This is a genomic window from Pseudomonas sp. S3_B08 (assembly GCF_054667725.1).
This window is the reverse complement of the sequence record NZ_CP162750.1, coordinates 55,692-81,705: the sequence shown is the minus strand read 5'-3', so window position 1 is coordinate 81,705 and position 26,014 is coordinate 55,692. Positions and strand designations below refer to the sequence as shown.

General features: G+C 60.2%; 22 protein-coding genes. 14 read left to right on the top strand and 8 right to left on the bottom strand.

Annotated elements, in window-relative coordinates; translation table 11 throughout:
• Positions 1–7: 7 nt before the first annotated feature.
• From frr to rpsB, 4 genes are all read right to left on the bottom strand, one after another.
• On the bottom strand, positions 8–565 hold the full coding sequence (frr, locus tag AB4N73_RS00340) for a ribosome recycling factor (RefSeq protein ID WP_007954771.1): 558 nt from the start codon (positions 563–565) through the stop codon (positions 8–10).
• On the bottom strand, positions 562–1,305 hold the full coding sequence (pyrH, locus tag AB4N73_RS00335) for a UMP kinase (protein ID WP_003222124.1): 744 nt from the start codon (positions 1,303–1,305) through the stop codon (positions 562–564). The genes frr and pyrH overlap by 4 nt, the downstream gene beginning before the upstream one ends.
• A gap of 209 nt (positions 1,306–1,514) precedes the next feature.
• Complete coding sequence (gene tsf, locus AB4N73_RS00330; RefSeq protein WP_095180487.1) at positions 1,515–2,378, bottom strand: translation elongation factor Ts; 864 nt, start codon at positions 2,376–2,378, stop codon at positions 1,515–1,517.
• A 191-nt stretch (positions 2,379–2,569) separates the two neighbouring features.
• Positions 2,570–3,307 carry a 30S ribosomal protein S2 gene (gene rpsB, locus AB4N73_RS00325; protein ID WP_003222119.1) on the bottom strand — a complete coding sequence of 246 codons (738 nt, stop codon included), beginning with the start codon at positions 3,305–3,307 and terminating at the stop codon, positions 2,570–2,572.
• Positions 3,308–3,679: 372 nt separating this feature from the next.
• On the opposite strand from rpsB, the gene map reads away from it, so the two are divergent.
• From map to dapC, 3 genes are all read left to right on the top strand, one after another.
• Positions 3,680–4,462, top strand: coding sequence for a type I methionyl aminopeptidase (gene map, locus AB4N73_RS00320; protein WP_024011828.1), 783 nt, complete (start codon positions 3,680–3,682; stop codon positions 4,460–4,462).
• Between the two features lie 40 nt (positions 4,463–4,502).
• The gene (locus AB4N73_RS00315) at positions 4,503–7,205 is read left to right on the top strand and encodes a [protein-PII] uridylyltransferase (protein WP_041478131.1); all 2,703 of its coding nucleotides are present in this window, start codon (positions 4,503–4,505) and stop codon (positions 7,203–7,205) included.
• A gap of 221 nt (positions 7,206–7,426) precedes the next feature.
• Positions 7,427–8,626, top strand: coding sequence for a succinyldiaminopimelate transaminase (gene dapC / locus AB4N73_RS00310; RefSeq protein WP_041478132.1), 1,200 nt, complete (start codon positions 7,427–7,429; stop codon positions 8,624–8,626).
• Between the two features lie 45 nt (positions 8,627–8,671).
• On the opposite strand, the gene AB4N73_RS00305 is transcribed toward dapC, so the two are convergent.
• Positions 8,672–10,303: a Na+/H+ antiporter gene (locus tag AB4N73_RS00305; RefSeq protein WP_460142780.1), complete on the bottom strand. Its 1,632-nt coding sequence runs from the start codon at positions 10,301–10,303 to the stop codon at positions 8,672–8,674.
• A 291-nt stretch (positions 10,304–10,594) separates the two neighbouring features.
• Here AB4N73_RS00305 and AB4N73_RS00300 point away from each other — a divergent pair, with 291 nt between their 5' ends.
• The 4 genes from AB4N73_RS00300 (at position 10,595) to AB4N73_RS00285 (ending at position 13,761) form a co-directional block, all read left to right on the top strand.
• A complete protein-coding gene (locus AB4N73_RS00300) occupies positions 10,595–10,957 on the top strand; it encodes an ArsC family reductase (protein ID WP_038860603.1) in 363 nt (120 codons plus the stop codon).
• A 31-nt stretch (positions 10,958–10,988) separates the two neighbouring features.
• Positions 10,989–12,023: a 2,3,4,5-tetrahydropyridine-2,6-dicarboxylate N-succinyltransferase gene (gene dapD, locus AB4N73_RS00295; RefSeq protein WP_003222105.1), complete on the top strand. Its 1,035-nt coding sequence runs from the start codon at positions 10,989–10,991 to the stop codon at positions 12,021–12,023.
• 131 nt (positions 12,024–12,154) lie between these two features.
• Positions 12,155–13,360, top strand: coding sequence for an aminotransferase class V-fold PLP-dependent enzyme (locus AB4N73_RS00290; RefSeq protein ID WP_056783198.1), 1,206 nt, complete (start codon positions 12,155–12,157; stop codon positions 13,358–13,360).
• The gene (locus AB4N73_RS00285; RefSeq protein WP_460142779.1) at positions 13,357–13,761 is read left to right on the top strand and encodes a SufE family protein; all 405 of its coding nucleotides are present in this window, start codon (positions 13,357–13,359) and stop codon (positions 13,759–13,761) included. The genes AB4N73_RS00290 and AB4N73_RS00285 overlap by 4 nt, the downstream gene beginning before the upstream one ends.
• An 88-nt stretch (positions 13,762–13,849) precedes the next feature.
• On the opposite strand, the gene tcdA is transcribed toward AB4N73_RS00285, so the two are convergent.
• Complete coding sequence (tcdA, locus tag AB4N73_RS00280) at positions 13,850–14,668, bottom strand: tRNA cyclic N6-threonylcarbamoyladenosine(37) synthase TcdA (RefSeq protein ID WP_039762445.1); 819 nt, start codon at positions 14,666–14,668, stop codon at positions 13,850–13,852.
• A gap of 214 nt (positions 14,669–14,882) precedes the next feature.
• Between tcdA and AB4N73_RS00275 the strand changes: the two genes are divergently transcribed.
• The 4 genes from AB4N73_RS00275 to AB4N73_RS00260 all read left to right on the top strand — a co-directional run bounded on the left by AB4N73_RS00275 (position 14,883) and on the right by AB4N73_RS00260 (position 20,130).
• Positions 14,883–17,474, top strand: coding sequence for a glycosyltransferase (locus AB4N73_RS00275; RefSeq protein WP_110645889.1), 2,592 nt, complete (start codon positions 14,883–14,885; stop codon positions 17,472–17,474).
• Positions 17,475–17,716: 242 nt separating this feature from the next.
• Positions 17,717–18,868 (top strand): succinyl-diaminopimelate desuccinylase, encoded by a 1,152-nt coding sequence (dapE, locus tag AB4N73_RS00270; RefSeq protein WP_236168067.1) that lies wholly within the window; start codon positions 17,717–17,719, stop codon positions 18,866–18,868.
• Complete coding sequence (locus AB4N73_RS00265) at positions 18,868–19,677, top strand: putative RNA methyltransferase (protein ID WP_056783191.1); 810 nt, start codon at positions 18,868–18,870, stop codon at positions 19,675–19,677. The genes dapE and AB4N73_RS00265 overlap by 1 nt, the downstream gene beginning before the upstream one ends.
• Positions 19,678–19,752: 75 nt before the next feature.
• Positions 19,753–20,130 (top strand): hypothetical protein, encoded by a 378-nt coding sequence (locus AB4N73_RS00260; RefSeq protein WP_056783189.1) that lies wholly within the window; start codon positions 19,753–19,755, stop codon positions 20,128–20,130.
• Between the two features lie 137 nt (positions 20,131–20,267).
• Here AB4N73_RS00260 and AB4N73_RS00255 read toward each other — a convergent pair whose 3' ends face one another.
• Positions 20,268–20,477: a cold-shock protein gene (locus AB4N73_RS00255; protein ID WP_016771489.1), complete on the bottom strand. Its 210-nt coding sequence runs from the start codon at positions 20,475–20,477 to the stop codon at positions 20,268–20,270.
• A gap of 236 nt (positions 20,478–20,713) precedes the next feature.
• Between AB4N73_RS00255 and plsB the strand changes: the two genes are divergently transcribed.
• The 3 genes from plsB to AB4N73_RS00240 all read left to right on the top strand — a co-directional run bounded on the left by plsB (position 20,714) and on the right by AB4N73_RS00240 (position 24,446).
• Entirely contained in the window at positions 20,714–23,215 is a 2,502-nt protein-coding gene (gene plsB, locus AB4N73_RS00250) for a glycerol-3-phosphate 1-O-acyltransferase PlsB (RefSeq protein ID WP_460142778.1), read from the top strand.
• A gap of 119 nt (positions 23,216–23,334) precedes the next feature.
• Positions 23,335–23,733, top strand: coding sequence for a YbaY family lipoprotein (locus AB4N73_RS00245; protein ID WP_137215256.1), 399 nt, complete (start codon positions 23,335–23,337; stop codon positions 23,731–23,733).
• Positions 23,734–23,756: 23 nt separating this feature from the next.
• A complete protein-coding gene (locus AB4N73_RS00240) occupies positions 23,757–24,446 on the top strand; it encodes a DUF4197 domain-containing protein (RefSeq protein ID WP_256810838.1) in 690 nt (229 codons plus the stop codon).
• On the opposite strand, the gene AB4N73_RS00235 is transcribed toward AB4N73_RS00240, so the two are convergent.
• Positions 24,443–25,834 carry a Fic family protein gene (locus AB4N73_RS00235; RefSeq protein ID WP_460142777.1) on the bottom strand — a complete coding sequence of 464 codons (1,392 nt, stop codon included), beginning with the start codon at positions 25,832–25,834 and terminating at the stop codon, positions 24,443–24,445. The genes AB4N73_RS00240 and AB4N73_RS00235 overlap by 4 nt on opposite strands.
• Positions 25,835–26,014 lie beyond the last annotated feature (180 nt).

Here is a 26,014-nt window from a genome sequence, read left to right as displayed (position 1 = left end):
TCGACCCTTATACGGCCATCAGGTCTTTTTCTTTCTCGTCCGTGGCCTTGGTGATCTGGGCCTCGGATTCTTTGGTCAGCTTATCGATATCAGCGATGGCACGACGTTCTTCGTCTTCGCTGATTTCCTTGTCCTTGACCAGTTTCTTCAGCTCGCCCAAGGCATCACGACGGATGTTGCGCACAGCAACGCGCGCGTCTTCCGCTGCGCTGCGCGCCTGCTTGGTGAAACCTTTGCGCGTTTCCTCGGTGAGGGCCGGCATCGGGATCAGCAGCAACTCGCCCAGGTTGGTCGGGTTGAGGTTCAGCCCAGCGCTCTGGATCGCCTTGTCGACGGCAGCGAGCATGTTGCGCTCGAAGGCCACGACCTGCAGGGTGCGCGAATCTTTCACGGTGACGTTGGCAACGCCGCTCAGCGGAGTGTCAGTGCCGTAGTAAGGCACCATGACGCTGCCGAGGATGCTCGGGTGAGCCTTGCCGGTACGAATCTGGCCGAACGCGTGGTTCAGAGATTCCAGGGATTTCTGCATACGCGCTTGGGCGTCTTTCTTGATTTCGTTGATCATTGTTGGCCTTCCTCGATCAAAGTCCCTTCAGCGCCGCCGTGCACGATGTTCAGCAGGGCGCCGGGCTTGTTCATGTTGAATACGCGCAGCGGCATCTTGTGATCGCGGCACAGGCAGATGGCAGTCAGATCCATTACGCCCAGCTTGCGATCCAGTACTTCATCATAAGTCAGATGATCGAACTTCTCGGCATGCGGGTCTTTGAACGGGTCTGCGGTGTACACGCCATCAACCTTGGTGGCCTTGAGCACAACGTCGGCGTCGATTTCGATTGCACGCAGGCAGGCTGCCGAATCCGTAGTGAAGAACGGATTGCCGGTACCGGCCGCGAAGATCACGACGTCTTTGGAGTTCAGGTGACGCATGGCTTTGCGGCGATCGTAGTGATCGGTCACACCGACCATGGAGATGGCGGACATGACGATGGCCGAGATATTGGCACGTTCCAGCGCATCGCGCATGGCCAGGGCGTTCATCACAGTGGCCAGCATGCCCATGTGGTCGCCCGTGACCCGATCCATCCCGGCCTTGCTCAGGGCTTCGCCACGGAACAGGTTGCCACCGCCGATGACCAGACCGACCTGGACGCCGATGCCGACCAGCTGGCCGACTTCCAGCGCCATGCGATCCAGTACCTTCGGATCGATCCCGAACTCTTCCGAGCCCATCAGGGCCTCGCCGCTAAGCTTGAGTAGAATGCGTTTATAGCGAGCCTGATAACCACTGCCCTGCTGAGCCATTGCGAATCTCTCCTGCGGCGTATTTAAAATTCTTTGCGAGCTGTTTACAGCTGGCGTTCACTCTAGCTTGGCGCTGCTGCAGCGCCATCGGAACATGGCTTTGTAAGTCAGTTCCGGGTGGAAACCAAATAAAAAATTGGTACCCCATCTGAAAAGAGGCTGCGCGCGTTAGCGGGCAGCCTCTTTCGGGCGACAGTTGAAAAACCGTCTTATTGCTTGGCGGCAGCCAGCTGGGCAGCAACTTCTTCAGCGAAGTTGTCGACCGGCTTCTCGATGCCTTCGCCTACTTTGAAGTAAGTGAAGGAAACGATTTCAGCGCCGGCTTTCTTGGCCAGCTCGCCAACCTTGACTTCAGGGTTCTTGACGAACGCCTGCTCGACCAGGCTCGCTTCTGCCAGGAACTTGCTGATACGGCCTTTGACCATGTTCTCAACAATGTTTTCTGGCTTGCCTTTGATCTTTTCTTCGTTCAGCTGCAGGAACACAGCTTTCTCACGCTCGATCGCTTCGTCGGAGACTTGCGAAGGCAGCAGGAACTCAGGGTTGCTTGCAGCAACGTGCATAGCGATGTCTTTGGCCAGCTCGACGTCACCGCCTTTCAGGACAACAGCAACACCGATCTTGTTACCGTGCAGGTAGGTGCCGACAACGTCACCTTCTACGCGTACCAGACGACGGATGTTGACGTTCTCGCCGACTTTGGCAACCAGCGCTTCACGAGCCGTTTCCTGAGCGGCGATCAGCGGAGCTGCGTCGGTCAGTTTTTCGTCGAAAGCTTTTTCTACGCTGGCAGCAACGAAGTTCTTGAAATCGTCTTGCAGGGCCAGGAAGTCGGTCTGCGAGTTGACTTCCAGCAGCACGGCTGCCTTGTCATTCGATTTGATGGCGATTGCGCCTTCAGCGGCAACGTTGCCAGCTTTTTTCGCAGCCTTGATGGCGCCCGAAGCACGCATGTCATCAATGGCTTTTTCGATGTCGCCGTCAGCCTTTTCCAGGGCTTTCTTGCAATCCATCATGCCTTCGCCGGTACGCTCGCGCAGTTCTTTGACCAACGCTGCAGTAATTGCTGCCATTTTCAAATTCCTCTTGGATAGGTTTTCAACCATTCCACCCGATCGAACGGGCGTTCAATTCTTCCCGAACCACCCATGTTGGCTGCCGCACATGACAAATACAGACGTGGGCGCCGACAAATGGTTTTCGAGGTGGCAAAAAGGGGGCCAAGCCCCCTTTTTGCTTACTGAGTCAACGCCAGGGGCGTCGATTACTCAGCTGCAGCCTGAGTTTCTTCAGCTGCGAATTCAACAGTACCGCCAGCAACGTTGTTGCGACCGCGGATAACTGCGTCAGCCATCGAACCCATGTACAGCTGGATAGCGCGGATGGCGTCATCGTTGCCTGGGATGATGTAGTCAACGCCTTCCGGGCTGCTGTTGGTATCGACAACACCGATGACCGGGATGCCCAGCTTGTTGGCTTCGGTGATCGCGATGCGCTCGTGGTCAACGTCGATCACGAACAGTGCGTCTGGCAGACCGCCCATGTCCTTGATGCCGCCCAGCGAACGATCCAGCTTCTCAAGATCACGGGAGCGCATCAGCGCTTCTTTCTTGGTCAGCTTGGCGAAAGTACCGTCTTCGGCTTGAACTTCAAGGTCACGCAGACGCTTGATGGAAGCACGAATGGTCTTGAAGTTGGTCAGCATGCCGCCCAACCAGCGGTGATCGACGTACGGCGAACCGCAACGTGCTGCTTCTTCAGCAACGATCTTGCCAGCGGAACGCTTGGTGCCGACGAACAGAATCTTGTTTTTGCCCTGGGCCAGACGCTCTACGAAAGTCAGAGCTTCGTTGAACATTGGCAGGGTTTTTTCAAGGTTGATGATGTGAATCTTGTTACGCGCGCCGAAAATGTACTTGCCCATTTTCGGATTCCAGTAACGGGTTTGGTGACCGAAGTGCACACCGGCCTTCAGCATATCGCGCATGTTGACTTGGGACATGATAGTTCCTTGATAAGTCGGGTTTGGCCTCCACGTATCCCAATGACCAACCAGAGGCATAAAGCCCAAGGCACCCAGGTCATCGTGTCGACACGTGTGTGGATTTAAGCTTTTCGGGGCATCCCCGGAAAGCGGCGCATTTTATACCACAGGGTGCGCAGAAACGGAACCCGGAATCTGTATTCGCACCAGTGACATGGGCGCAGCCCCCTTGGAATCGGCTCGATGGGCACCATTGTATAGACACAAGCCAGACATGCAGGCGCGGATTTGCGCCTCTCGTCTGTTAGAATCGCGTTTTTCAGGGTCGCAAAAATACACCTGCCACCCAATTCGTATCCGTAAGCGCCGCCGAGCGCAGAGAGAGCCTGTATGACCGTCAACCTCAAAACCCCCGAGGACATCGCTGGCATGCGTGTCGCCGGCAAACTGGCCGCCGATGTGCTGGAAATGATTGCCGAACATGTCAAACCGGGCGTGACCACTGATCAGCTCAACCAGATTTGCCACGACTACATCGTCAATGTGCAGCAGGCCATCCCCGCCCCGCTCAACTACAAGGGCTACCCGAAGTCGATCTGCACTTCGATCAACCATGTGGTCTGCCACGGCATCCCGAACGACAAACCGCTGAAAAACGGCGACACCCTGAACATCGACGTCACGGTGATCAAGGACGGCTACCACGGCGATACCAGCCGCATGTTCCACGTCGGCGAAGTGCCGGTCTGGGCCGAGCGCCTGTCGCAGGTCACCCAGGAATGCATGTACAAGGCGATCGAGATCGTCAAGCCCGGCTGCCGCCTCGGCGACATCGGCGAAGTAATCCAGAAGCACGCGGAAAAGAACGGTTTCTCAGTGGTGCGCGAGTTCTGCGGCCACGGCATCGGCAAGGTCTTCCACGAAGAACCGCAGATCCTGCACTACGGTCGCGCCGGCACCGGCATGGAACTGAAGGCTGGCATGACCTTCACCATCGAGCCGATGATCAACCAGGGCAAGGCCGACACCAAGGTGCTCGGCGACGGCTGGACCGCGATCACCAAGGACCGCAAGCTGTCGGCACAGTGGGAACACACCCTGCTGGTCACCGACACCGGCTACGAGATTTTCACTTTGCGCAGCGATGACACCATCCCGCGTATCTCGGCCTGACACCCAGAACGCTCCCAGCCTATAGAAGGAAAGCCAATCGATGCCGCAGGTGGATCCCGAACTCTTCGACCGCGGCCAGTTCCAGGCTGAACTGGCCCTTAAAGCGAGTCCGATCGCGGCGTTCAAGAAGGCGATCCGCCAGGCCCGCGAGGTTCTCGACACGCGTTTTCGCAAGGGCCGCGATATCCGCCGCCTGATCGAAGACCGCGCCTGGTTTGTCGACAACATCCTGCAAAAGGCCTGGGAGCAGTTCAACTGGAGCGAAGACGCCGACATCGCTCTGGTGGCAGTGGGCGGCTACGGCCGCGGCGAGCTGCATCCCTATTCCGACATTGATCTGCTGATCCTGCTCGACAGCGCTGACCACGAAGTTTTCCGCGACTCCATCGAGCGTTTTCTGACGCTGTTGTGGGACATCGGTCTGGAAGTCGGCCAGAGCGTGCGCTCGGTCGATGAGTGTGCCGAAGAGGCCCGCGCCGACCTGACGGTGGTCACCAACCTGATGGAAAGCCGGACTATCTGCGGCCCCGAGCGTCTGCGCCAGCGCATGCTCGACGTCACCAGCACCGCGCACATGTGGCCGGCCAAGGAGTTCTTCCTGGCCAAGCGAGCCGAGCAGAAGGCTCGTCATCACAAATACAACGACACCGAATACAACCTCGAACCCAACGTCAAAGGCTCGCCCGGCGGTCTGCGTGACATTCAGACGATCCTCTGGGTGGCCCGCCGTCAGTACGGCACCCTGAACCTGCGCGCCCTCGCTGGAGAAGGCTTTCTGGTCGAAAGCGAAAACGCCCTGCTCGCCTCGTCCCAGGAATTTCTGTGGAAAGTGCGCTATGCCTTGCACATGCTCGCCGGCCGCTCCGAAGACCGCTTGCTGTTCGATCATCAACGCACCATTGCCGGCCTGCTCGGCTTTGAAGGAGACGACGCCAAACAGGCGGTCGAAAACTTCATGCAGCAGTACTTCCGCACCGTGATGAGCATCGCCCAACTGAGCGATCTGATCATCCAGCACTTCGAGGAAGTCATCCTCGCCCCGGAAGACGAAGCGCCGCCGCAACCGATCAACTCGCGCTTCCAGTTGCATGACGGTTACATCGAGGCGCGCAATGACAATGTGTTCCGCCGCACGCCGTTCGCCATGCTGGAAATTTTCGTGCTGATGGCCCAGCAGCCGGAAATCAAAGGCGTGCGCGCCGACACCATTCGTCTGCTGCGCGAACATCGTCATCTGATCGATGACAACTTCCGTAACGATATCCGCAACACCAGCCTGTTCATCGAGCTGTTCAAGTGCAAGATCGGCATCCATCGCAATCTGCGGCGAATGAACCGTTACGGCATTCTCGGCCGTTATCTGCCAGAGTTCGGCTTTATCGTCGGGCAGATGCAGCACGACCTGTTCCACATCTATACGGTCGATGCGCACACGCTGAATCTGATCAAGCACCTGCGCAAACTGCAGTACACCCAGGTCTCGGAGAAATTTCCGCTGGCCGCCAAGCTCATGGCCAAGCTGCCCAAACCTGAGCTGATCTACATGGCCGGCCTGTACCACGACATTGGCAAGGGCCGGCATGGCGATCACTCGGAGATTGGCGCGGTCGATGCCGAGGCGTTCTGCCAGCGCCATCAGTTGCCGGTGTGGGACAGCCGCCTGATCGTCTGGCTGGTGCAGAACCACCTGGTGATGTCCACCACTGCGCAGCGCAAGGATCTGTCCGACCCGCAGGTGATCCACGATTTCGCCCAGGCGGTCGGCGACGAAACACGCCTCGACTATCTCTATGTGCTGACCGTGGCCGACATCAACGCGACCAATCCGACGCTGTGGAATTCATGGCGCGCCAGCCTGTTGCGCCAGCTCTACACCGAGACCAAACGAGCCCTGCGCCGGGGCCTGGAAAACCCGGTGGATCGCGAAGAGCAGATCCGCCAGACGCAGAGCGCCGCGCTGGACATTCTGGTGCGCGGCGGCACCGACCCGGACGACGTCGAGCAGCTGTGGGCGCAATTGGGCGATGACTATTTCCTGCGCCACACCGCCGGCGACGTCGCCTGGCACAGCGATGCGATCCTGCAGCAACCGGTGGATGGCGGGCCGCTGGTGCTGATCAAGGAAACCACCCAGCGCGAGTTCGAAGGCGGCACGCAGATCTTCATTTATGCGCCGGACCAGCATGATTTCTTCGCCGTGACCGTGGCGGCGATGGACCAGCTCAACCTGAACATTCACGATGCCCGGGTCATCACCTCGAGCAGCCAGTTCACCCTCGACACCTACATCGTGCTCGACAACGAAGGCGAATCGATCGGCGACAACCCGGCGCGGATCAAGCAGATCCGCGAAGGCCTGACCGAAGCGCTGCGCAACCCGGACGACTACCCAACGATCATCCAGCGCCGTGTGCCGCGCCAGCTCAAACACTTCGCCTTCGCCCCGCAAGTAACGATCCACAACGACGCCCAACGTCCAGTGACCGTGCTGGAGCTGACCGCGCCTGACCGGCCGGGCCTGCTGGCGCGGGTCGGAGGGATTTTCCTCGAGTTCGACCTGTCGCTGCAGAACGCCAAGATTGCGACCCTGGGCGAGCGCGTGGAAGACGTGTTCTTCATCACCGACGCGCACAACCAGCCGCTGTCCGATCCGCTGCTGTGCAGCCGTCTGCAAGATGCGATCGTCGAACAACTGAGCGTCAATCAGGAACCGGATATCAAACTTTCGCGGATCAGTATCTGAATCACCCGTTTATCCCTGTGAATGCAGCCCATGCTTTCCTCCGGTACATACAATCCCCTGTGGCGAGGGGATTTATCCCCGTTCGGCTGCGAAGCAGTCGTAAAACCTGTGTATGCGGACATTCAGTTGAACCGCAGTGATGGTTTTGGGGCCGCTGCGCAGCCCAACGGGGATAAAGCCCCTCGCCACAGAAAGCTCTTGAGCATTTAAAAGAGGCCCCAATGAACAACGCTCTGAACCAGCTCCAGCCGTACCCGTTCGAAAAGCTCCGCGCCCTGCTCGGCAGCGTTACGCCGAACCCGGACAAACGCCCGATCGCCCTGTCGATCGGCGAGCCGAAACACCGTTCGCCGAGTTTTGTCGCCGAAGCGCTGGCGAACAATCTGGATCAGATGGCGGTGTACCCGACTACCCTCGGCATTCCGGCCCTGCGCGAAGCCATCGCCGGCTGGTGCGAGCGTCGTTTTGGTGTGCCGAACGGCTGGATCGATCCGGCGCGCAACGTGCTGCCGGTCAACGGCACCCGTGAAGCGCTGTTCGCCTTTACCCAGACCGTGGTCAATCGTGGTGACGATGCGCTGGTGGTCAGCCCCAACCCGTTCTATCAGATCTACGAAGGCGCGGCGTTTCTCGCCGGGGCCAAGCCGCATTACCTGCCGTGCCTGGATGAAAACGGCTTCAACCCGGACTTCGACGCCGTTTCGCCAGACATCTGGCAGCGCTGCCAGATTCTGTTCCTGTGCTCGCCGGGCAATCCGACCGGCGCGCTGATTCCGGTTGAGACCCTGAAGAAGCTGATCGCCCTGGCTGATCAGTACGACTTCGTGATTGCCGCCGACGAGTGCTACAGCGAACTGTACTTCGATGAACAGACGCCGCCGCCGGGCCTGCTCAGCGCCTGCGTCGAACTGGGCCGCAATGACTTCAAGCGCTGCGTGGTCTTTCATAGCCTGTCCAAGCGCTCCAACCTGCCAGGCCTGCGCTCAGGCTTCGTTGCCGGCGATGCCGACATCCTCAAGGGTTTCCTGCTCTATCGCACTTACCACGGCTGCGCGATGCCGGTACAGACTCAACTGGCCAGCGTTGCCGCGTGGAATGACGAAGTGCATGTGCGCGCCAACCGTGCGCTGTACCGGGAGAAATTCGATGCGGTGCTGGAGATCCTCGGCCCGGTGATGGACGTGCAGCGCCCGGATGGCAGCTTCTATCTGTGGCCGAATGTGCAGGGCGATGATGCGGCGTTCTGCCGCGATCTGTTCGAACAGGAGCACGTGACCGTGGTGCCGGGCTCGTATCTGTCTCGCGATGTCGATGGCGTCAATCCTGGCGCCGGCCGTGTGCGTATGGCACTGGTTGCGCCGCTGGCGGAATGCGTCGAAGCCGCCGAACGGATTCGTGACTTCATCACCCGCCAGAAGTGATCACGGAGCGCTTGCGGCAGCCCCCTGCTGCAAGCGCTCAACCGGCTATTTGACCTGGCCCAGATTGGCCTCGCTCAAATCCAGTTCCCCGAGCACTTCTCGCAACACGTCATCACCGATCTGGTGCTGACGGCTCAGACTGTAAAGCTCAAGACGCTGCGCGCGCAGCGCTTTCAAACGCAGGCGACGCTCAAGCAGATCCATCTGAAACGCCAGCGCCTGGGCTTCGGCGGAATCGTTGAACACATCAAGTTGATGGCGATATTCGGACATGATCCGCGCCTTGAGCTCCGCTGCCAGCGCTGCTTGAGCGGCATCCTGTGGGACCACTTCTTCGCTTTCCAGCGAGTGAATCGCCGCTTCGGCCGTCTTGCGCCAGGCGTCGCGCACTTCCTGACGACGCTTGTCGTCGGGACTTTTGTCGATGCCGCGCAGCAGCAAGGGCAGCGCGATACAGGCCGAGATCAGCGACAGCAGAATCACCCCGGCAGCAATGAAAATCAGCAAGTCGCGTTCAGGAAAAGCCTCGGCGCCGATCAGCATCGGCACCGACATCACGCCCGCCAGCGTCACCGCCCCGCGCACACCACCCACCGTCAGCAACCAGCATGAACGCGCCGTCGGCACTTGGGTCAGCTCGCCCTTGCCGCGCACTCGGCGCAGCAACACCGACAAGCGCCAGATGCTCTGCACCCAGATGAACCGCAGCAGCACCAGCGCGACGAAAATCGCCAGCACATCGAGGCAGCGATAGAACAGCGTTGGCCACAGCGTCGGCTCATGGCTGACCACGGCCTTGATGATGTCTGGCAATTGCAGGCCAAGCAGCAGGAAGATCAAGCCATTGAACGCAAATTCGAGCAGCGCCCAGACGCTGCGATTAAGCAGTCGCGTGCTGGTCTGGCGCGGCAGCAGGTCGAGCCAGCTTTGCATCATCCCCGCTGCCACCGCCGAGAGAATCCCTGAAGCGCCCAAACGTTCGGCCAGTACATAAGCGGCGAACGGCAGCAGCAACATGAACACCACGTGAGTGGCCGGATCGTCCCAGCCCCGGGCGATCATCCACGCGCGCAGGCGCCCGACCAGCCAGCTCAACGCCACACCGACCGCCAGCCCACCGAGCGCCACCGCGACGAAGGTCAGACTGGCATTGGTCAGCGAAAACACGCCCGTGACCGCTGCAGCGAGGGCGAATTTGAAGGTCACCAGGCCTGAGGCGTCATTCATCAGCGCCTCGCCCTGAAGGATGTGCATCAGCGGCGTGGGGAGACGGTTCTGCGAAATCGCTGAAACCGCTACGGCGTCTGTAGGTGACAAAACCGCTGCAAGGGCGAAGGCCACCGGCAGCGGAATCGTGGGCAACAGCCAATGAATGAAATAGCCGGCACCGACCACGGTGAACAGAACAAGGCCGACGGCCAGGGTCAAAATCGGTCCGCGCAATTGCCAGAAGGCGCGTTTGGGCATGCGCCAGCCATCGGAAAACAACAACGGCGGCAGGAACAGAAACAGGAACAATTCCGGGTCGAGGGCGACGTGCAGCCCCAGGGTCGGCCAGGCGAGCAAGGCACCGGCGGCGATTTGCACCAGCGGCAATGGCAGCGGGATAACCCGCCCGACCAGGCGCGAGACGCTGACCAGCATCAACAGGATCAGGACGGTGTAAGCAGTTTGCATAAAACGAAAATCTCAGGCGATCGACAGCGTTGAACTGCCATATTAGCGCCTTAGGCTGTGGCTGACCGTTGCACCTATGTCGCACGACCGCAAGCGACACCCTTGTGGGAGCGAGCCTGCTCGCGAAAGCGGTCGTTCAGCACACAGAGATATTGATTGATGTGGCCTCTTCGCGAGCAGGCTCGCTCCCACAGGTTTTACAGCGTTACGACAACCGTGGCCGACGAAACCGTCCGGTCATGGCATAATCCGTCACCATTTTTTTCCAGCACCTGTAAAGGGGGCGATTCCTTGGCCGTTTCAAGTAAAACGTTGCACCTTTTCGGCATCAAAGCCTGCGACACCATGAAAAAGGCGCGCACCTGGCTCGATGAACACGCTGTCAGTTATGACTTTCACGATTACAAGACCGCCGGCATTGACCGTGAGCACCTGACCCAATGGTGCGACGAGCACGGCTGGCAAACCGTGCTGAACCGCGCCGGCACGACCTTTCGCAAACTCGACGACGAACGCAAAGCCGATCTCGACCAAGCGAAAGCCATCGAACTGATGCTCGCGCAACCCTCGATGATCAAGCGCCCGGTGCTCGATCTCGGTGACCGAACCCTGATTGGCTTCAAGCCAGATATCTACGCGGCCGCTCTGAAGTAAGCAGCCCGTCACTCTTTGTAGAGGTATTCACATGTCCAATTCCCTGTTCAGCATCGCCTTTGGTGTCGGCACCCAGAACCGTCAAGGCGCATGGCTGGAAGTGTTCTACGCACAACCACTGCTCAATCCTTCGGCCGAACTGGTCGCAGCGGTCGCGCCGATCCTCGGTTACACCGAAGGCAACCAGGCCATCACCTTCACCACCGCCCAGGCCGCGCAACTGGCTGAAGCCGTGAAAGGCATCGACGCTGTGCAAGGCAAGCTGCTGACTCGCCTGGCTGAAAGCCACAAGCCGTTGGTTGCCACGCTGCTGGCCGAAGACGCGCAACTGACCTCCACGCCTGAGGCCTACCTCAAGCTGCATCTGCTCTCGCACCGTCTGGTCAAGCCGCACGGCGTCAGCCTCGCCGGTATCTTCCCGCTGCTGCCGAACGTGGCGTGGACCAGCCAGGGCGCGATCGACCTGAGCGAACTGGCGGAAATGCAACTCGAAGCGCGTCTGCGCGGCGAACTGCTGGAAGTGTTCTCCGTGGACAAGTTCCCGAAGATGACCGACTACGTGGTACCGGCCGGCGTGCGTATCGCTGATGCCGCACGTCTGCGTCTGGGCGCCTACGTCGGCGAAGGCACCACCGTGATGCACGAAGGTTTCATCAACTTCAACGCCGGCACCGAAGGCCCGGGCATGATCGAAGGCCGCGTTTCCGCTGGCGTATTCGTCGGCAAGGGTTCGGACCTGGGCGGCGGTTGCTCGACCATGGGTACCCTGTCGGGCGGCGGCAACATCGTGATCAAGGTCGGTGAAGGCTGCCTGATCGGCGCCAATGCCGGTATCGGCATTCCGCTGGGCGACCGCAACACTGTGGAATCGGGCCTGTACGTGACCGCCGGCACCAAGGTTGCGCTGCTGGACGAGCACAACAATCTGGTCAAGGTTGTGAAGGCGCGTGAGCTGGCTGGTCAGACTGATCTGCTGTTCCGTCGTAATTCGGAAACCGGTGCTGTGGAATGCAAGACCCACAAATCGGCGATCGAACTGAACGAAGCGCTGCACGCTCACAACTAAGCAGCACATCGACCTCCTGTGGGAGCGAGCCTGCTCGCGAAGCTTCTGGCGTCCTCAAGGACGCTGTCGCGAGCAGGCTCGCTCCCACAAGGTTTGGCGTACACCCCGCCCAATTTCACAGGGCTGAACCCATGATGATCCCCTCCCCGTGGCGCGCCGATTTCCCGGCCATCGCCGCGCTGCAACGGCAAGACCAGACCTATCTGGACAACGCCGCCACCACGCAAAAACCCCAGGCCCTGCTCGACGCACTGACGCATTACTACGCCAACGGCGCGGCCAATGTGCATCGTGCGCAACACCTGCCCGGTGCTCACGCGACGCAAGCGTTCGAAGACAGTCGGCGCAAGGTTGGTCAATGGCTGAATGCCGGTGACAGCGGGCAGATAATTTTCACGCACGGCGCCACCAGTGCCTTGAATCTGCTGGCTTACGGTCTTGAACATTTGTTCGAGCCGGGCGATGAGATTGTCATCAGCGCTCTGGAGCATCACGCCAACCTGTTGCCGTGGCAGCAACTGGCGCAACGCCGCAACCTGAAACTGGTGATCCTGCCGCTGGATGCCGACGGCCTGATCGACCTCGCCGCTGCCGTGCATCTGATCGGCCCGCGCACGCGTTTGCTGGCAGTCAGTCAGCTGTCCAACGTCCTTGGTGCCTGGCAACCGCTGACCGCTTTGCTCGGCATGGCCAAGGCGCAGAACGCGCTGACGGTAGTCGATGGCGCGCAAGGCGTGGTGCACGGCCGGCATGATGTGCAGGCGCTGGGTTGCGACTTCTATGTGTTTTCCAGCCACAAGCTCTACGGGCCTGAGGGCCTGGGCGTACTGTTCGGACGCAACGCTGCGCTGGAGCAATTGCAGCCATGGCAGTTCGGCGGCGAGATGGTGCTGGACGCCAACTATCAGGATTCGCGCTTTCGCCCGGCGCCGTTGGGGTTCGAGGCTGGCACACCGCCAATCGCCAGTGTCATCGGCCTCGGAGCGACCCTCGACTACTTGGCCGGTTTGGATCAGGACGCCGTATCTGCCCATGAAGCGGCGCTGCACGACTATCTGTTGCGCGGCCTCGCCGCCCGCAATGGCATTCGCTTGCTCGGCAAGCCGCAATTGGCGCTGGCCAGTTTTGTCGTCGAAGGCGTGCACAACGCTGATCTGGCGCATCTGCTCACCGAACAAGGCATTGCCGTACGCGCGGGGCATCACTGCGCCATGCCGCTGATGAAAAGCTTCGAACTGGCTGGCGCGATTCGCGTGTCGCTGGCGCTGTATAACGACTCGGAAGATCTGGAGCGCTTTTTCGAGGCGCTGGATCAGGCGCTGGAGTTGTTGCGATGAGCCTGCCGGTGGAAGCGGCCGAAGCGCTGCAGACGTTTCACAATGCGGCGGGCTGGGAACAGCGCGCGCGGCTGCTGATGCAGTTTGGCGATCGCTTGCCGACGCTGGATGACGCGCAAAAGTGCGAGGCCAATCGGGTGCATGGCTGTGAGAGCCAGGTGTGGCTGGTCGGGGATTTGCACGACGGGCACTGGCAGTTCAAGGCGAGCAGCGATGCGCGGATGATTCGCGGGTTGGTGGCGTTGCTGCTGTTGCGGGTCAATGGCTTGTCGGCAGTGGAGTTGCAGCAGGTGGATTTGCCGGAGTGGTTCAATCAGCTGGGACTGTCGCGGCAGCTTTCGCCTTCGCGCAGTAATGGCCTGAATGCGGTGCTCCAGCGGATGAATGAGTTGGCGCGCTAATCGCCTTCGCGAGCAGGCTCGCTCCCACAGTGGAAATGCATTTCCTGTGGGAGCGAGCCTGCTCGCGAAGAGGCCCTCATTAATACCTTCAGGCTTGAGGCTTGACCCGGTCCGCCGGGCGCCGAACACCAGCGACAATCTTGTCCACAGCCTTGGTCGCCGCGACCATGCCAAATGTCGCGGTAACCATCATCACCGCGCCAAACCCGCCGGCGCAGTCGAGCTTCACGCCGTCGCCGACAAAACTTTTCTGCAGACAAATGCTGCCGTCCGGTTTCGGGTAGCGCAGCTGTTCGGTGGAAAACACACACGGCACGCTGTAGTGACGGGTCACGGTGCGGGAGAAGCCGTAGTCCCGGCGCAACGTCGAACGGACTTTCGAGGCCAGCGGATCGTTGAAGGTGCGGTTCAAGTCGCAAACCTGAATCAGCGTCGGGTCGATCTGCCCGCCCGCGCCGCCGGTGGTAATGATCTGGATCTTGCGGCGTTTGCACCAGGCGATCAGCGCCGCTTTGGCGTTCACCGCATCGATGCAGTCGATCACGCAGTCGATGTTCGGCGTGATGTATTCGGCCATGGTGTCGCGGGTGACGAAATCGGCCACGGCGTGCACCGTGCAATCGGGGTTGATCCCGCGCAGGCGCTCGGCCATCACCTCGACCTTGGGTTTGCCGACAGTGCTGTCCAAGGCGTGCAACTGACGGTTGGCATTACTGACGCAGACGTCATCAAGGTCGAACAGCGAGATCTCGCCCACCCCGCAACGGGCCATCGCTTCCGCCGCCCAGGAACCGACGCCACCAACGCCGACGATCGCCACATGGGCGGCGCGCAAGCGTTCCAGGCCCTCGATGCCATACAACCGGGCGATGCCTGCAAACCGCGGATCTTCTGTACTCATGACCATTACCCCAAAAACCGGCGCGCATTATAGGGCTACGCAGCGACAAGTTTTAAGCTGCAAGCGACAAGTGTAAGAACTTAAGTCAGAGACGGCTGCCCAATGTCAGGCATTTTCCCGTCAGTTGTACGACTGGTTAACCGCCGGTGTAGGATGCGCGCCCCTCGGGCGTCTATCCGACCGATCCTTCGTTCCACAGCCTTTGGAACCCGAAACAGCTATGTCATCGCGTAAATTTGGACTCAACCTGGTGGTGGTGCTGGCCATCGCTGCCTTGTTCACCGGTTTCTGGGCGCTGGTCAATCGCCCGGTCACGGCGCCGAACTGGCCGCAGCAAATCTCCGGCTTCTCGTATTCGCCATTCCAGCAGGGGCAATTCCCACAGAAGGATCAGTATCCGTCTGACGATGAAATGCGCCGTGACCTGGAAATCATGAGCAAGCTGACCGACAACATCCGTATCTATTCGGTCGACGGTTCGCTGGGAGACATCCCGAAACTGGCGGAGGAATTCGGCCTGCGTGTCACCCTCGGCATCTGGATCAGCCCGGATCAGGAACGCAACGAACGGGAAATCACCAAAGCCATCGAACTGGCCAACACCTCGCGCAGCGTCGTACGCGTGGTAGTCGGCAACGAGGCGCTGTTTCGTGAAGAAATCACCCCGGAAGCCCTGATCGTTCTGCTGGATCGGGTGCGCGCTGCGGTCAAAGTACCGGTGACCACTTCCGAGCAATGGCACATCTGGGAGAAATACCCGCAACTGGCCAAACATGTCGATTTGATCGCCGCCCACGTCTTGCCCTACTGGGAATTCATTCCGGTGGACAAGGCCGGCCAGTTCGTCTTCGACCGCGCCCGCGATCTGAAAAAACTCTTTCCGAAAAAACCGCTGCTGCTGTCCGAAGTCGGCTGGCCGAGCAACGGTCGCATGCGCGGTGGCGCCGATGCATCGCCGGCAGATCAGGCAATTTATCTGCGCACGCTGGTCAACAAGCTCAATCGCCAAGGCTTCAACTACTTCGTGATCGAAGCGTTTGACCAACCGTGGAAGGCCAGCGACGAAGGTTCGGTCGGCGCCTACTGGGGCGTGTTCAACGCCGCGCGCCAGCAGAAATTCAATTTCGAAGGCCCGGTGGTGGCGATTCCGCAATGGCGCGTGCTGGCCATCGGTTCGGTGGTGCTGGCGCTGCTGTCGCTGACCCTGCTGATGATCGACGGCTCGGCCCTGCGCCAGCGCGGTCGTACGTTCCTGACCTTTATCGCGTTCCTCTGCGGCTCGGTGCTGGTGTACATCGGTTACGACTACAGCCAGCAATACAGCACGTGGTTCAGCCTCACGGTCGGATTCCTCCTGGCGCTCGGTGCGCTCGGGGTATTCATCGTCCTGCTCACCGAGGCCCATGAACTGGCCGAAGCGGTGTGGATTCACAAGCGCCGTCGGGAATTCCTGCCGGTGCTGGGCGATTCCGACTACCGGCCGAAAGTGTCGATCCACGTACCCTGCTACAACGAGCCGCCAGAGATGGTCAAACAGACCCTCGATGCCCTGGCCGCGCTCGATTATCCGGACTTCGAAGTCCTGATCATCGACAACAACACCAAGGATCCGGCGGTGTGGGAACCGGTGCGCGATTACTGCGCAACCCTCGGCCCGCGCTTCAAGTTCTTCCACGTTTCGCCGCTGGCCGGTTTCAAGGGGGGCGCGCTGAATTATCTGATTCCGCACACCGCCAAGGATGCCGAGGTCATTGCGGTGATCGACTCCGATTACTGCGTGCACCCGAACTGGCTCAAGCACATGGTGCCGCACTTCGCCGACCCGAAAATCGCCGTAGTGCAGTCGCCGCAGGATTATCGCGACCAGAACGAAAGCACCTTCAAGAAGCTGTGCTACGCCGAATACAAGGGCTTCTTCCATATCGGCATGGTCACTCGCAACGACCGTGACGCGATCATTCAGCACGGCACCATGACCATGACCCGCCGTTCCGTGCTGGAAGAATTGGGCTGGGCTGACTGGTGCATATGTGAAGACGCCGAGCTCGGTCTGCGCGTGTTCGAGAAGGGCCTGTCGGCGGCGTATTACCACGACAGCTACGGCAAGGGCCTGATGCCGGATACCTTCATCGACTTCAAGAAACAGCGTTTCCGCTGGGCCTATGGCGCGATCCAGATCATCAAGCGCCACACCCGCAGCCTGCTGCGCGGCAAGGACACCGAACTGACTCGCGGTCAGCGTTATCACTTCCTCGCCGGCTGGCTGCCGTGGGTTGCCGATGGCATGAACATCTTCTTCACCGTTGGCGCGCTGTTGTGGTCGGCGGCGATGATCATCGTGCCGCAACGGGTCGATCCACCGTTGCTGATTTTCGCAATCCCGCCGCTGGCGCTGTTCGTGTTCAAGGTCGGCAAGATCATTTTCCTCTACCGTCGCGCCGTCGGCGTGAATCTGAAAGATGCGTTCTGCGCGGCACTGGCCGGGCTGGCGTTGTCGCACACCATCGCCAAAGCGGTGCTGTACGGTTTCTTCACCAGCAGCATTCCGTTCTTCCGCACGCCGAAAAACGCCGACAACCACGGCTTCTGGGTGGCGATCAGCGAGGCTCGCGAGGAGCTGTTCATCATGCTGTTGCTGTGGGGCGCGGCGCTGGGGATTTTCCTGGTGCAGGGCATTCCGAGCAATGACATGCGCTTCTGGGTGACCATGCTGCTGGTGCAGTCGCTGCCGTACCTGGCAGCGCTGATCATGGCGTTCCTGTCGTCGCTGCCCAAACCTGCGGCCAAGGCTGAGCCGGCACCGGTCGTCTAAATCCGCAACGCAGCACTAAACGGCGGCCAATGGTCGCCGTTTTGCTTTAAGATAACCGCCATTTTGCGGGGCTTGGCGTGATAACCGGTCTGACTGACCACCCCTGTCCCTTGTGGGAGCGAGCCTGCTCGCGAAGGCGTTGTAACATTCAACCTTTAAGGTGCCTGGTAGACCGCTTTCGCGAGCAGGCTCGCTCCCACATTAGAAGCCCAAGCTCACACCCCATGATCCCGGAGTTTTCCATGACGGCCCACGCCGACCTATCGCCGACCCTTCAACTGGCCATCGACCTGATCCGCCGTCCTTCCGTGACCCCGGTCGATGCCGACTGCCAGAAGCAGATGATGCAGCGCCTGGGCGATGCCGGTTTCACCCTGGAGCCGATGCGCATCGAAGATGTGGATAACTTCTGGGCGACTCACGGCAACAACGACGGCCCGGTGCTGTGCTTCGCCGGCCACACCGACGTGGTACCGACCGGTCCGGTTACCGCATGGCAGATCGATCCGTTCAATGCCGTGATCGACGAACATGGCATGCTCTGCGGCCGTGGCGCGGCAGACATGAAAGGCAGTCTGGCGTCGATGACCGTCGCCGCTGAACGCTTTGTCGCCGATTACCCGAACCATAAAGGCAAGGTTGCGTTCCTGATCACCAGCGACGAAGAAGGCCCGGCGCATCACGGCACCAAGGCTGTGGTCGAACGTCTGGTCGCGCGCAAGGAGCGTCTGGACTGGTGCATCGTTGGCGAGCCGTCGAGCACCACCCTGGTCGGCGACGTGGTGAAAAACGGCCGTCGCGGCTCCCTCGGTGCCAAGCTCACGGTCAAAGGCGTGCAGGGCCACGTGGCCTACCCGCATCTGGCGAAAAACCCGATTCACCTCGCCGCTCCGGCGCTGGCCGAGCTGGCCGCCGAGCACTGGGACCACGGTAACGACTTCTTCCCGCCGACCAGTTTCCAGATTTCCAACGTCAATTCCGGCACCGGCGCGACCAACGTGATTCCCGGTGATCTGGTGGCGGTGTTCAACTTCCGTTTTTCCACCGAATCAACCGTCGAAGGCCTGCAGAAACGCGTTGCCGATATTCTCGACAAGCACGATCTGGACTGGCACATCGACTGGGCGCTGTCCGGCCTGCCGTTCCTCACCGAACCGGGCGCGCTGCTCGATGCGGTGTCGTCGAGCATCAAGGACATCACCGGTCGCGAGACCAAGGCGTCGACCAGCGGCGGCACCTCCGATGGCCGTTTCATCGCGACCATGGGCACGCAAGTGGTTGAACTGGGCCCGGTCAACGCGACTATCCATCAGGTCAACGAGCGCGTGCTGGCGGCGGATCTCGATGTGCTGACGGAAATCTATTACCAGACCCTGATCAAGTTGCTCGCCTGATGCTCGCGTGCCCGATCTGCAGTGAGCCGCTCAATGCGGTGGACAACGGCGTGGTCTGCCCCGCTGGGCATCGGTTCGACCGTGCGCGCCAGGGTTATCTGAACCTGTTGCCGGTGCAGCACAAGAACAGCCGCGACCCGGGCGACAATCAAGCGATGGTCGAGGCGCGGCGTGATTTCCTCAACGCCGGGCATTACGCGCCAGTGGCCAAACGTCTGGCTGAATTGGCGGCGAGTTATGCGCCGGAGCGCTGGGTCGACATCGGTTGTGGCGAGGGTTACTACACCGCGCAAATCGCCGAAGCTTTGCCGAACGCTGATGGCTACGCGCTGGACATCTCCCGCGAAGCTGTCAAACGCGCCTGCAAACGCAACCCGGCGATCACCTGGTTGATCGCCAGCATGGCCCGCGTGCCATTGGCTTCAGGCAGTTGCCAGTTTCTCGCCAGCGTCTTCAGTCCGTTGGACTGGGAGGAAGCCAAGCGTCTGCTCAGCGTCGGCGGTGGGCTGATGAAAGTCGGCCCGACCCGTGGCCATCTGATGGAGTTGCGCGAACGCCTGTACGACGAAGTGCGCGAGTACACCGACGACAAGCATCTGGCCCTGGTACCGGAAGGCATGGCGCTGGCACATAGCGAGACGCTGGAGTTCAAGCTGACCCTGGACAAGCCCGAGGACCGCGCCAACCTGTTGGCGATGACGCCTCACGGCTGGCGTGCCAGTGCCGAGCGTCGTGCTGCGGTGATCGAGCAGGCCGAGCCGTTCGAGACCACCGTGTCGATGCGCTACGATTATTTCGTTCTTCAATAACTTTTGGTCTCGGGCACAGGCCCGGGGCCGGCTAAATCCGCGAATGGATTTTTCAGACCCGCAGTGAGGACATCCATGCGCCAACCGGACATCGAGATTTACCTGAAAGACGCCGACGTCGACCACAAGGCCATCGCCGCCTGGCTCGGCCAGGCGCTAGGCCCGTGCAGCGACTGGGTACAGAAAGGCCAGACGTACAAGTGCAAGGCCGGCAACGTGCCGGTGACCTGGCTGCCGAAAGCCGTGGGCAAGTGGAACAGCCTGTTCCTGGAAAGCGACCAGACCCCTTGGGACGACGACATCGCCTGCGCCCGCGCAGCCTTTGCCGCACTGAACGTCGAAGTACGTTGTGCACCGGGGACGTGGGTCGAAGAAGAAGGTGAAGAAACCGCCGATCGCTGGATTCGCATCAGCGAAGACGGAGAAGAAGAGATCACCTGGAAGACCGTGTAATCAGGGCAACGTAGAGCCCATGTGGGAGCGAGCCTGCTCGCGAATGCGCAGTGTCAGTCGATATGAATGGTGACTGATACACCGCATTCGCGAGCAGGCTCGCTCCCACAGTGGTTTTGGCGTTCTGGAGGTTTGTGTTACAGACCTACAACATCCTCAGCCTGCAACCCCTTCTCGCCGGTGATCACCGCGTACTCGACCTGTTGACCTTCGGTCAGCGAGCGGTGCCCTTCGCCGCGTATCGCGCGGTAGTGCACGAACACGTCCACGCCGTCGTCGCGCTGGATAAAGCCGTAGCCTTTGGCGTCGTTGAACCACTTCACGTTGCCGGTTTCGCGTGTTGCCATCTGTTCATACTCCTTTTTTATTATTGAACGGGCTTTTCGCAGGAAAGCCTTAGAGGAACGTCAGCCTGCGTCCGACGTCCATGACAGGGCACCGGCAACAGAGCGCCGAGTATATGACAGGTGAAGAAACTCTCAACAGGAGATTACTTCGGCGCTTTTTTGCCGATTTTCGCCTAATACGGCAAACTGTCCGCCCCGAGCGCCTGCTCGGTTTTATTCACTCACGCAGAAGCCGTATGACCCGTTCCCCGTTCCGCCGTCTTGTGTTTGGCACCCTGCGCCGCCTGTTGTATCTCTGGGTTCGCTCCGAGACCATCAATCAGTCGTCGTTCACTCTTAACCTCGACCGCAGTCGTCCGGTGTTCTACGTCCTGCAAAACCCTTCGCTGACCGATCTGGCGGTGGTTGACACCGAGTGCACCAAGGCCTGTCTGCCACGCCCGGTGCTGGCGGTGTCGGTCGGTACGCTGATCGAACCTGCGGCGTTTTTTTATCTGACACCGGACCCGGACTGGCTCGGGCGCCAGGACAAGCGCGGCGCGCCGCCGACTCTCACCCGCCTGGTCAGCGCGCTGACACAGAATGCTGCCGAAGACGCGCAGATCATTCCGGTCAGCGTGTTCTGGGGCCAGTCGCCAGACAGCGAAAACAGTCCGTGGAAACTGTTGTTCGCCGACAGCTGGGCAGTCACCGGCCGTCTGCGCCGGCTGCTGAGCATCATCGTCCTCGGGCGTAAAACCCGCGTGCAATTTTCCGCGCCGATCCACCTGCGCGAACTGATCGATCACAACAAGGGCCACGAGCGCACCGTGCGCATGGCCCAGCGCATCCTGCGCGTGCACTTCCGCAACCTCAAAGCTGCGGTGATCGGCCCGGACATTTCCCACCGGCGCAATCTAGTCAAAGGCCTGCTCAATCAGCCGCTGGTCAAACAGGCGATCCTCGACGAAGCCGAGCGCGAAAAAATCTCGCCGGAAAAGGCCAAGGCCCAGGCCCTGCGCTACGGCAACGAGATTGCTTCGGACTACACCTACACCGCGATCCGTTTTCTCGAAGTGGTGCTGAGCTGGTTCTGGAACAAGATCTACGACGGCATCAAGGTCAATCACATCGAAGGTGTGCAGAACGTCGCGCAGGGTCACGAAGTGATTTACGTGCCGTGCCATCGCAGCCACATCGATTACCTGCTGCTTTCCTATCTGCTGTTCCGCAACGGCCTGACCCCACCGCACATCGCCGCCGGGATCAACCTGAACATGCCGGTGATCGGCAGCCTGCTGCGCCGTGGCGGCGCGTTTTTCATGCGCCGCACGTTCAAGGGTAATCCGCTGTACACCTCGGTGTTCAATGAATACCTGCACACGCTGTTCACCAAAGGTTTCCCGGTGGAGTATTTCGTCGAGGGCGGGCGCTCGCGCACCGGGCGCATGCTGCAACCGAAAACCGGCATGCTCGCGATCACCCTGCGCAGTTTCCTGCGTTCGTCGCGGATGCCGATCGTGTTCGTGCCGGTGTACATCGGATACGAGCGCGTGCTCGAAGGCCGCACCTACCTCGGTGAGCTGCGCGGCGCGAGCAAAAAGAAAGAGTCGATCTTCGATATCTTCAAAGTGATCGGCGCGCTCAAGCAGCGCTTCGGTCAGGTCGCGGTCAACTTCGGCGAGCCGATCAAACTGGCGGAATTTCTCGACGCCGAGCAACCGGACTGGCGCCAGCAGGAACTCGGCCCGCAATTCAAACCGGCGTGGCTCAACGAAACCACCAACCGCCTCGGCGAGAAAGTCGCCCGACATCTCAATGAAGCGGCGGCGATCAACCCGGTCAATCTGGTGGCGCTGGCCCTGCTGTCGACCACGCGTCTGGCCCTGGACGATCGGGCCATGGCGCGGGTCCTGGATCTGTATCTGGCGCTGCTGCGCAAGGTCCCGTATTCGCCGCACACCACCTTGCCGGAAGGCGATGGCCGCGCGCTGATCGAGCATGTGAAAGACATGGATCTGCTCGCCGAGCAGAACGATGCGCTGGGCAAGATTCTGTATCTGGACGAGCAGAACGCGGTCCTGATGACTTACTACCGCAACAACGTCCTGCACATCTTCGCCCTGCCCTCGTTGCTCGCGAGTTTCTTCCAGAGCACCTCGCGCATGAGCCGCGAGCAGATCCTGCGCTACACCCGCGCGCTGTATCCGTACCTGCAATCGGAGTTGTTCATCCGCTGGAGCCTGGAGGAACTCGACGCGGTGATCGATCAGTGGCTGGAAGCGTTCGTCGAGCAGGGTTTGTTGCGGTTCGAAAAAGACCTGTACCTGCGCCCGGCGCCGAGTTCGCGGCATTTCGTGCTGCTGACGCTGCTGTCGAAAAGCATCGCGCAGACCCTGCAGCGTTTCTACATGACGGTGTCCCTGCTGCTCAACAGCGGCCAGAACAGCATCAGCGCCGAAGAGCTGGAAGACCTCTGCACAGTGATGGCCCAGCGCCTGTCGATCCTCCATGGCCTCAATGCGCCGGAGTTCTTCGACAAGAGCCTGTTCCGCCACTTCATCCAGACCCTGCTCGACCTCGACGTCCTGCGCCGCGACGAAGCCGGCAAGCTCAGCTACCACGAACTGCTCGGCGAGCTGGCCGAAGGCGCGGCCAAACGCGTATTGCCGGCGGAGATTCGCCTGTCGATCCGCCAGGTCGCGCTGCACCGCAGTGAAGATGCGGCGGATCAGATCACGCCACAGCCTGAGGCTTGAAGCCTTACCCCTGTGGGAGCGAGCCTGCTCGCGAAGACGGAGTGTCAGTCGCCATTTATTTTGACTGACCCAGCGCTTTCGCGAGCAGGCTCGCTCCCACATTGAAAGGAGATTCACCCATGAAAAAACTGCTGACCCTCGCCGCCGCCACGCTGCTCAGCGCCTGCCAATCAACCACACCCGCCGGCAAGGCCAGCCTCGACGGCGAAGTTTTCTACCTGCAACGCATCGCCCTGCCCCCGAGCGCGACCCTGAGCGTGAGCCTGCAAGATGTGTCGCTGGCCGATGCACCGGCCGTCGTCCTCGACCAACAGAACGGCCCGATCAAAGGCCAAGTGCCGCTGCCGTTTCATTTGAGCTACGATCCGGCGCAGGTCAAACCCGGCCATCGTTATTCGATCAGCGCGCGCATTGAAGTCAACGGCGAGCTGATGTTCATCACCACCGAAAACCACGCCGTGCAACTCGACGGCAACGACCCGCAGCCGCTGAAAATCCGCGTCGACGCCGTTCGTTAATCCACTCGCCAAAGGAAGACGCCATGCGCCGCCCTACCCTTCGCTTCGCCGCCGCCTGCGCCGGTCTGCTGATCTCCGCCAACGCCTTGGCCTTGTCGCTCAACGACCTGTCGCAACAAGACGCCACCGGCGGCCTCAAGGACGCCCTGACCCAAGGCGCCCAGATCGCCGTGAAACAGCTCGGCACCCCGGGCGGCTTCAGCAATAACCCCGAAGTGAAAATCGAACTGCCGGGCAAACTCGGCAAAGCCGCGAGCAAGATGAAAGCCTTCGGCATGGGGGCCCAGGTCGAAGAACTGGAAAACGCGATGAACAAAGCCGCCGAATCCGCCGTGACCCAGGCCCAGCCAATCCTCGTCGATGCAGTGAAGAAAATGAGCGTGGCCGACGCCAAAGGCATCCTCAGCGGCGGCAATGATTCGGCCACCCAATACCTGAACAAATCCAGCCGCGAACAGATCCGCGCGAAATTCCTGCCCATCGTCAAGCAAGCCACCGACAAGGTCGGCGTCGCGCAGAAGTACAACTCCTTCGCGGGCCAGGCCGCTGCGTTTGGCGTGGTGGACGCGAAGAGCGCAAATGTCGAGAACTACGTCACCGAGCAAGCACTGAATGGCCTGTTCGAGATGATCGGCAAACAGGAAGAAACCATCCGCCAGAACCCGGCCGCTGCGGCGACGAGTCTGGCGAAGAAGGTGTTTGGTACGCTTTAAGTCGTTACAACATGGGGGCGATTCAATTCGCTCCCATGCTTGCCTCCACGTAAAGAACTACGTAAAAAAAACACCCACTCCCGCCCCATCTTCCTTCTCTCAAAAAGCTGCAATTGGTCCAGCTCTTCCAGAATCGACGCCGCCTCGCTACCCGAGCAGGAAAAATTTTCCGCGACATTGCTCGCCGTAAACTCCTTCGCCTCCCCGCTTTTAGCCACCTGATAAACCGCGCGCTGCCGTTCCGTCAGTTGAGCAATTACGCCAGAGCTCGTCAGCCAGCGCTGAAAGTCCTGAGTGTCTGCCAGACTCTTGCGGTACACAGATGTAAAACCGACCACGGCTCGCAAAACAACCGCGCATTGAAACTCGATGAAATAAGTCAGATCCAGCTCATCTGCCTCGGTGTGCAGGTAGGAGCGTCCGTATTTCACCGGTGCATTGCGCAGCAGCAGACTGATCGCAATGTAGCGAAACACCGCGAACTCATGTTTGAACATGAACCAGTAAAACAAGGCTCTCGCGACCCGTCCGTTACCGTCGCGAAATGGATGTTCATAACCCATGGCGAAATGCAGCGTCACGGCCTTGGTCAGTGGATGCAGATAATTTTTGTCCAGAATCGAGGCAGCGGGCCGGTTGATCCAGGCGGACAGCCTCGCCAACCGCGCAACCAATCCTGCAGCAGGAGGTGGTCGGTGCACGGTGTTGCCTGAACCATCCTGAACAACCACCTCATCATTGGTCCGGAACAATCCGGGGGAATACTGCCCGTCATCGATCCCCTCCACACCCACTCGATGGATCTCTGCAATCAGCTCAATGCTCAGAGGTTCATAACGCTTTTCCCAAGCGAAATTCATCATTCGATAATTCCCCATGACCATGCGCTCATCTGGCGTCCGCGGCTGGCGCTGATGCTTGAGCATGTCCTTGGCTACGCGCGTGGTAGTCGCCGCGCCCTCCAACTGGCTACTGGCGATGGCTTCGTCTTCGATCAGATCATTGAGCAGACAGGAGAAATGCGCCCGCTCGCCGATCTGACTGGTCATGTAATCCAGCGCGGCCGTACTGGCGTAACGATCCACCACAGCCAAGGTTTTCTGCGCCAACGGCGTTGGCACGTATTTGCCCCACTGCACCGGCTCGCCCAACGGCAACAAATGAATGTACTGGGCCGCGCGCGCCTTCTTCACCAACGCCCAACAAAGATTCGCGTCCAACCCTGCCGCCCAGCGATAGCGCAACGCCTCGAATGGCAGATAGCGCCCCTGATCATCGAGCGGCTTGAGCAGCGCCAGATAATCCGCAAGTCGTTGCTTGTGTGGCGAGCGGGCCAACAGGTCGAAAACAGGATCCGTTCTGCCGGCTAATGCCGGTGGTTTCTTCATCAGACAGACTCAAGGACTCGGAAAAGCAGAACCCGGAGTACAGCATTGGACGGCCAGCGCCTCAAGATCGGAGGATTCTGAAAAAGCTGTAGGAAGGCAGCGTGAATTGGCGATTCGAAATGAATTGGCTGTCAGACCGCCTTCGCGAGCAGGCTCGCTCCCACAAAAGCAAAGCAGCGC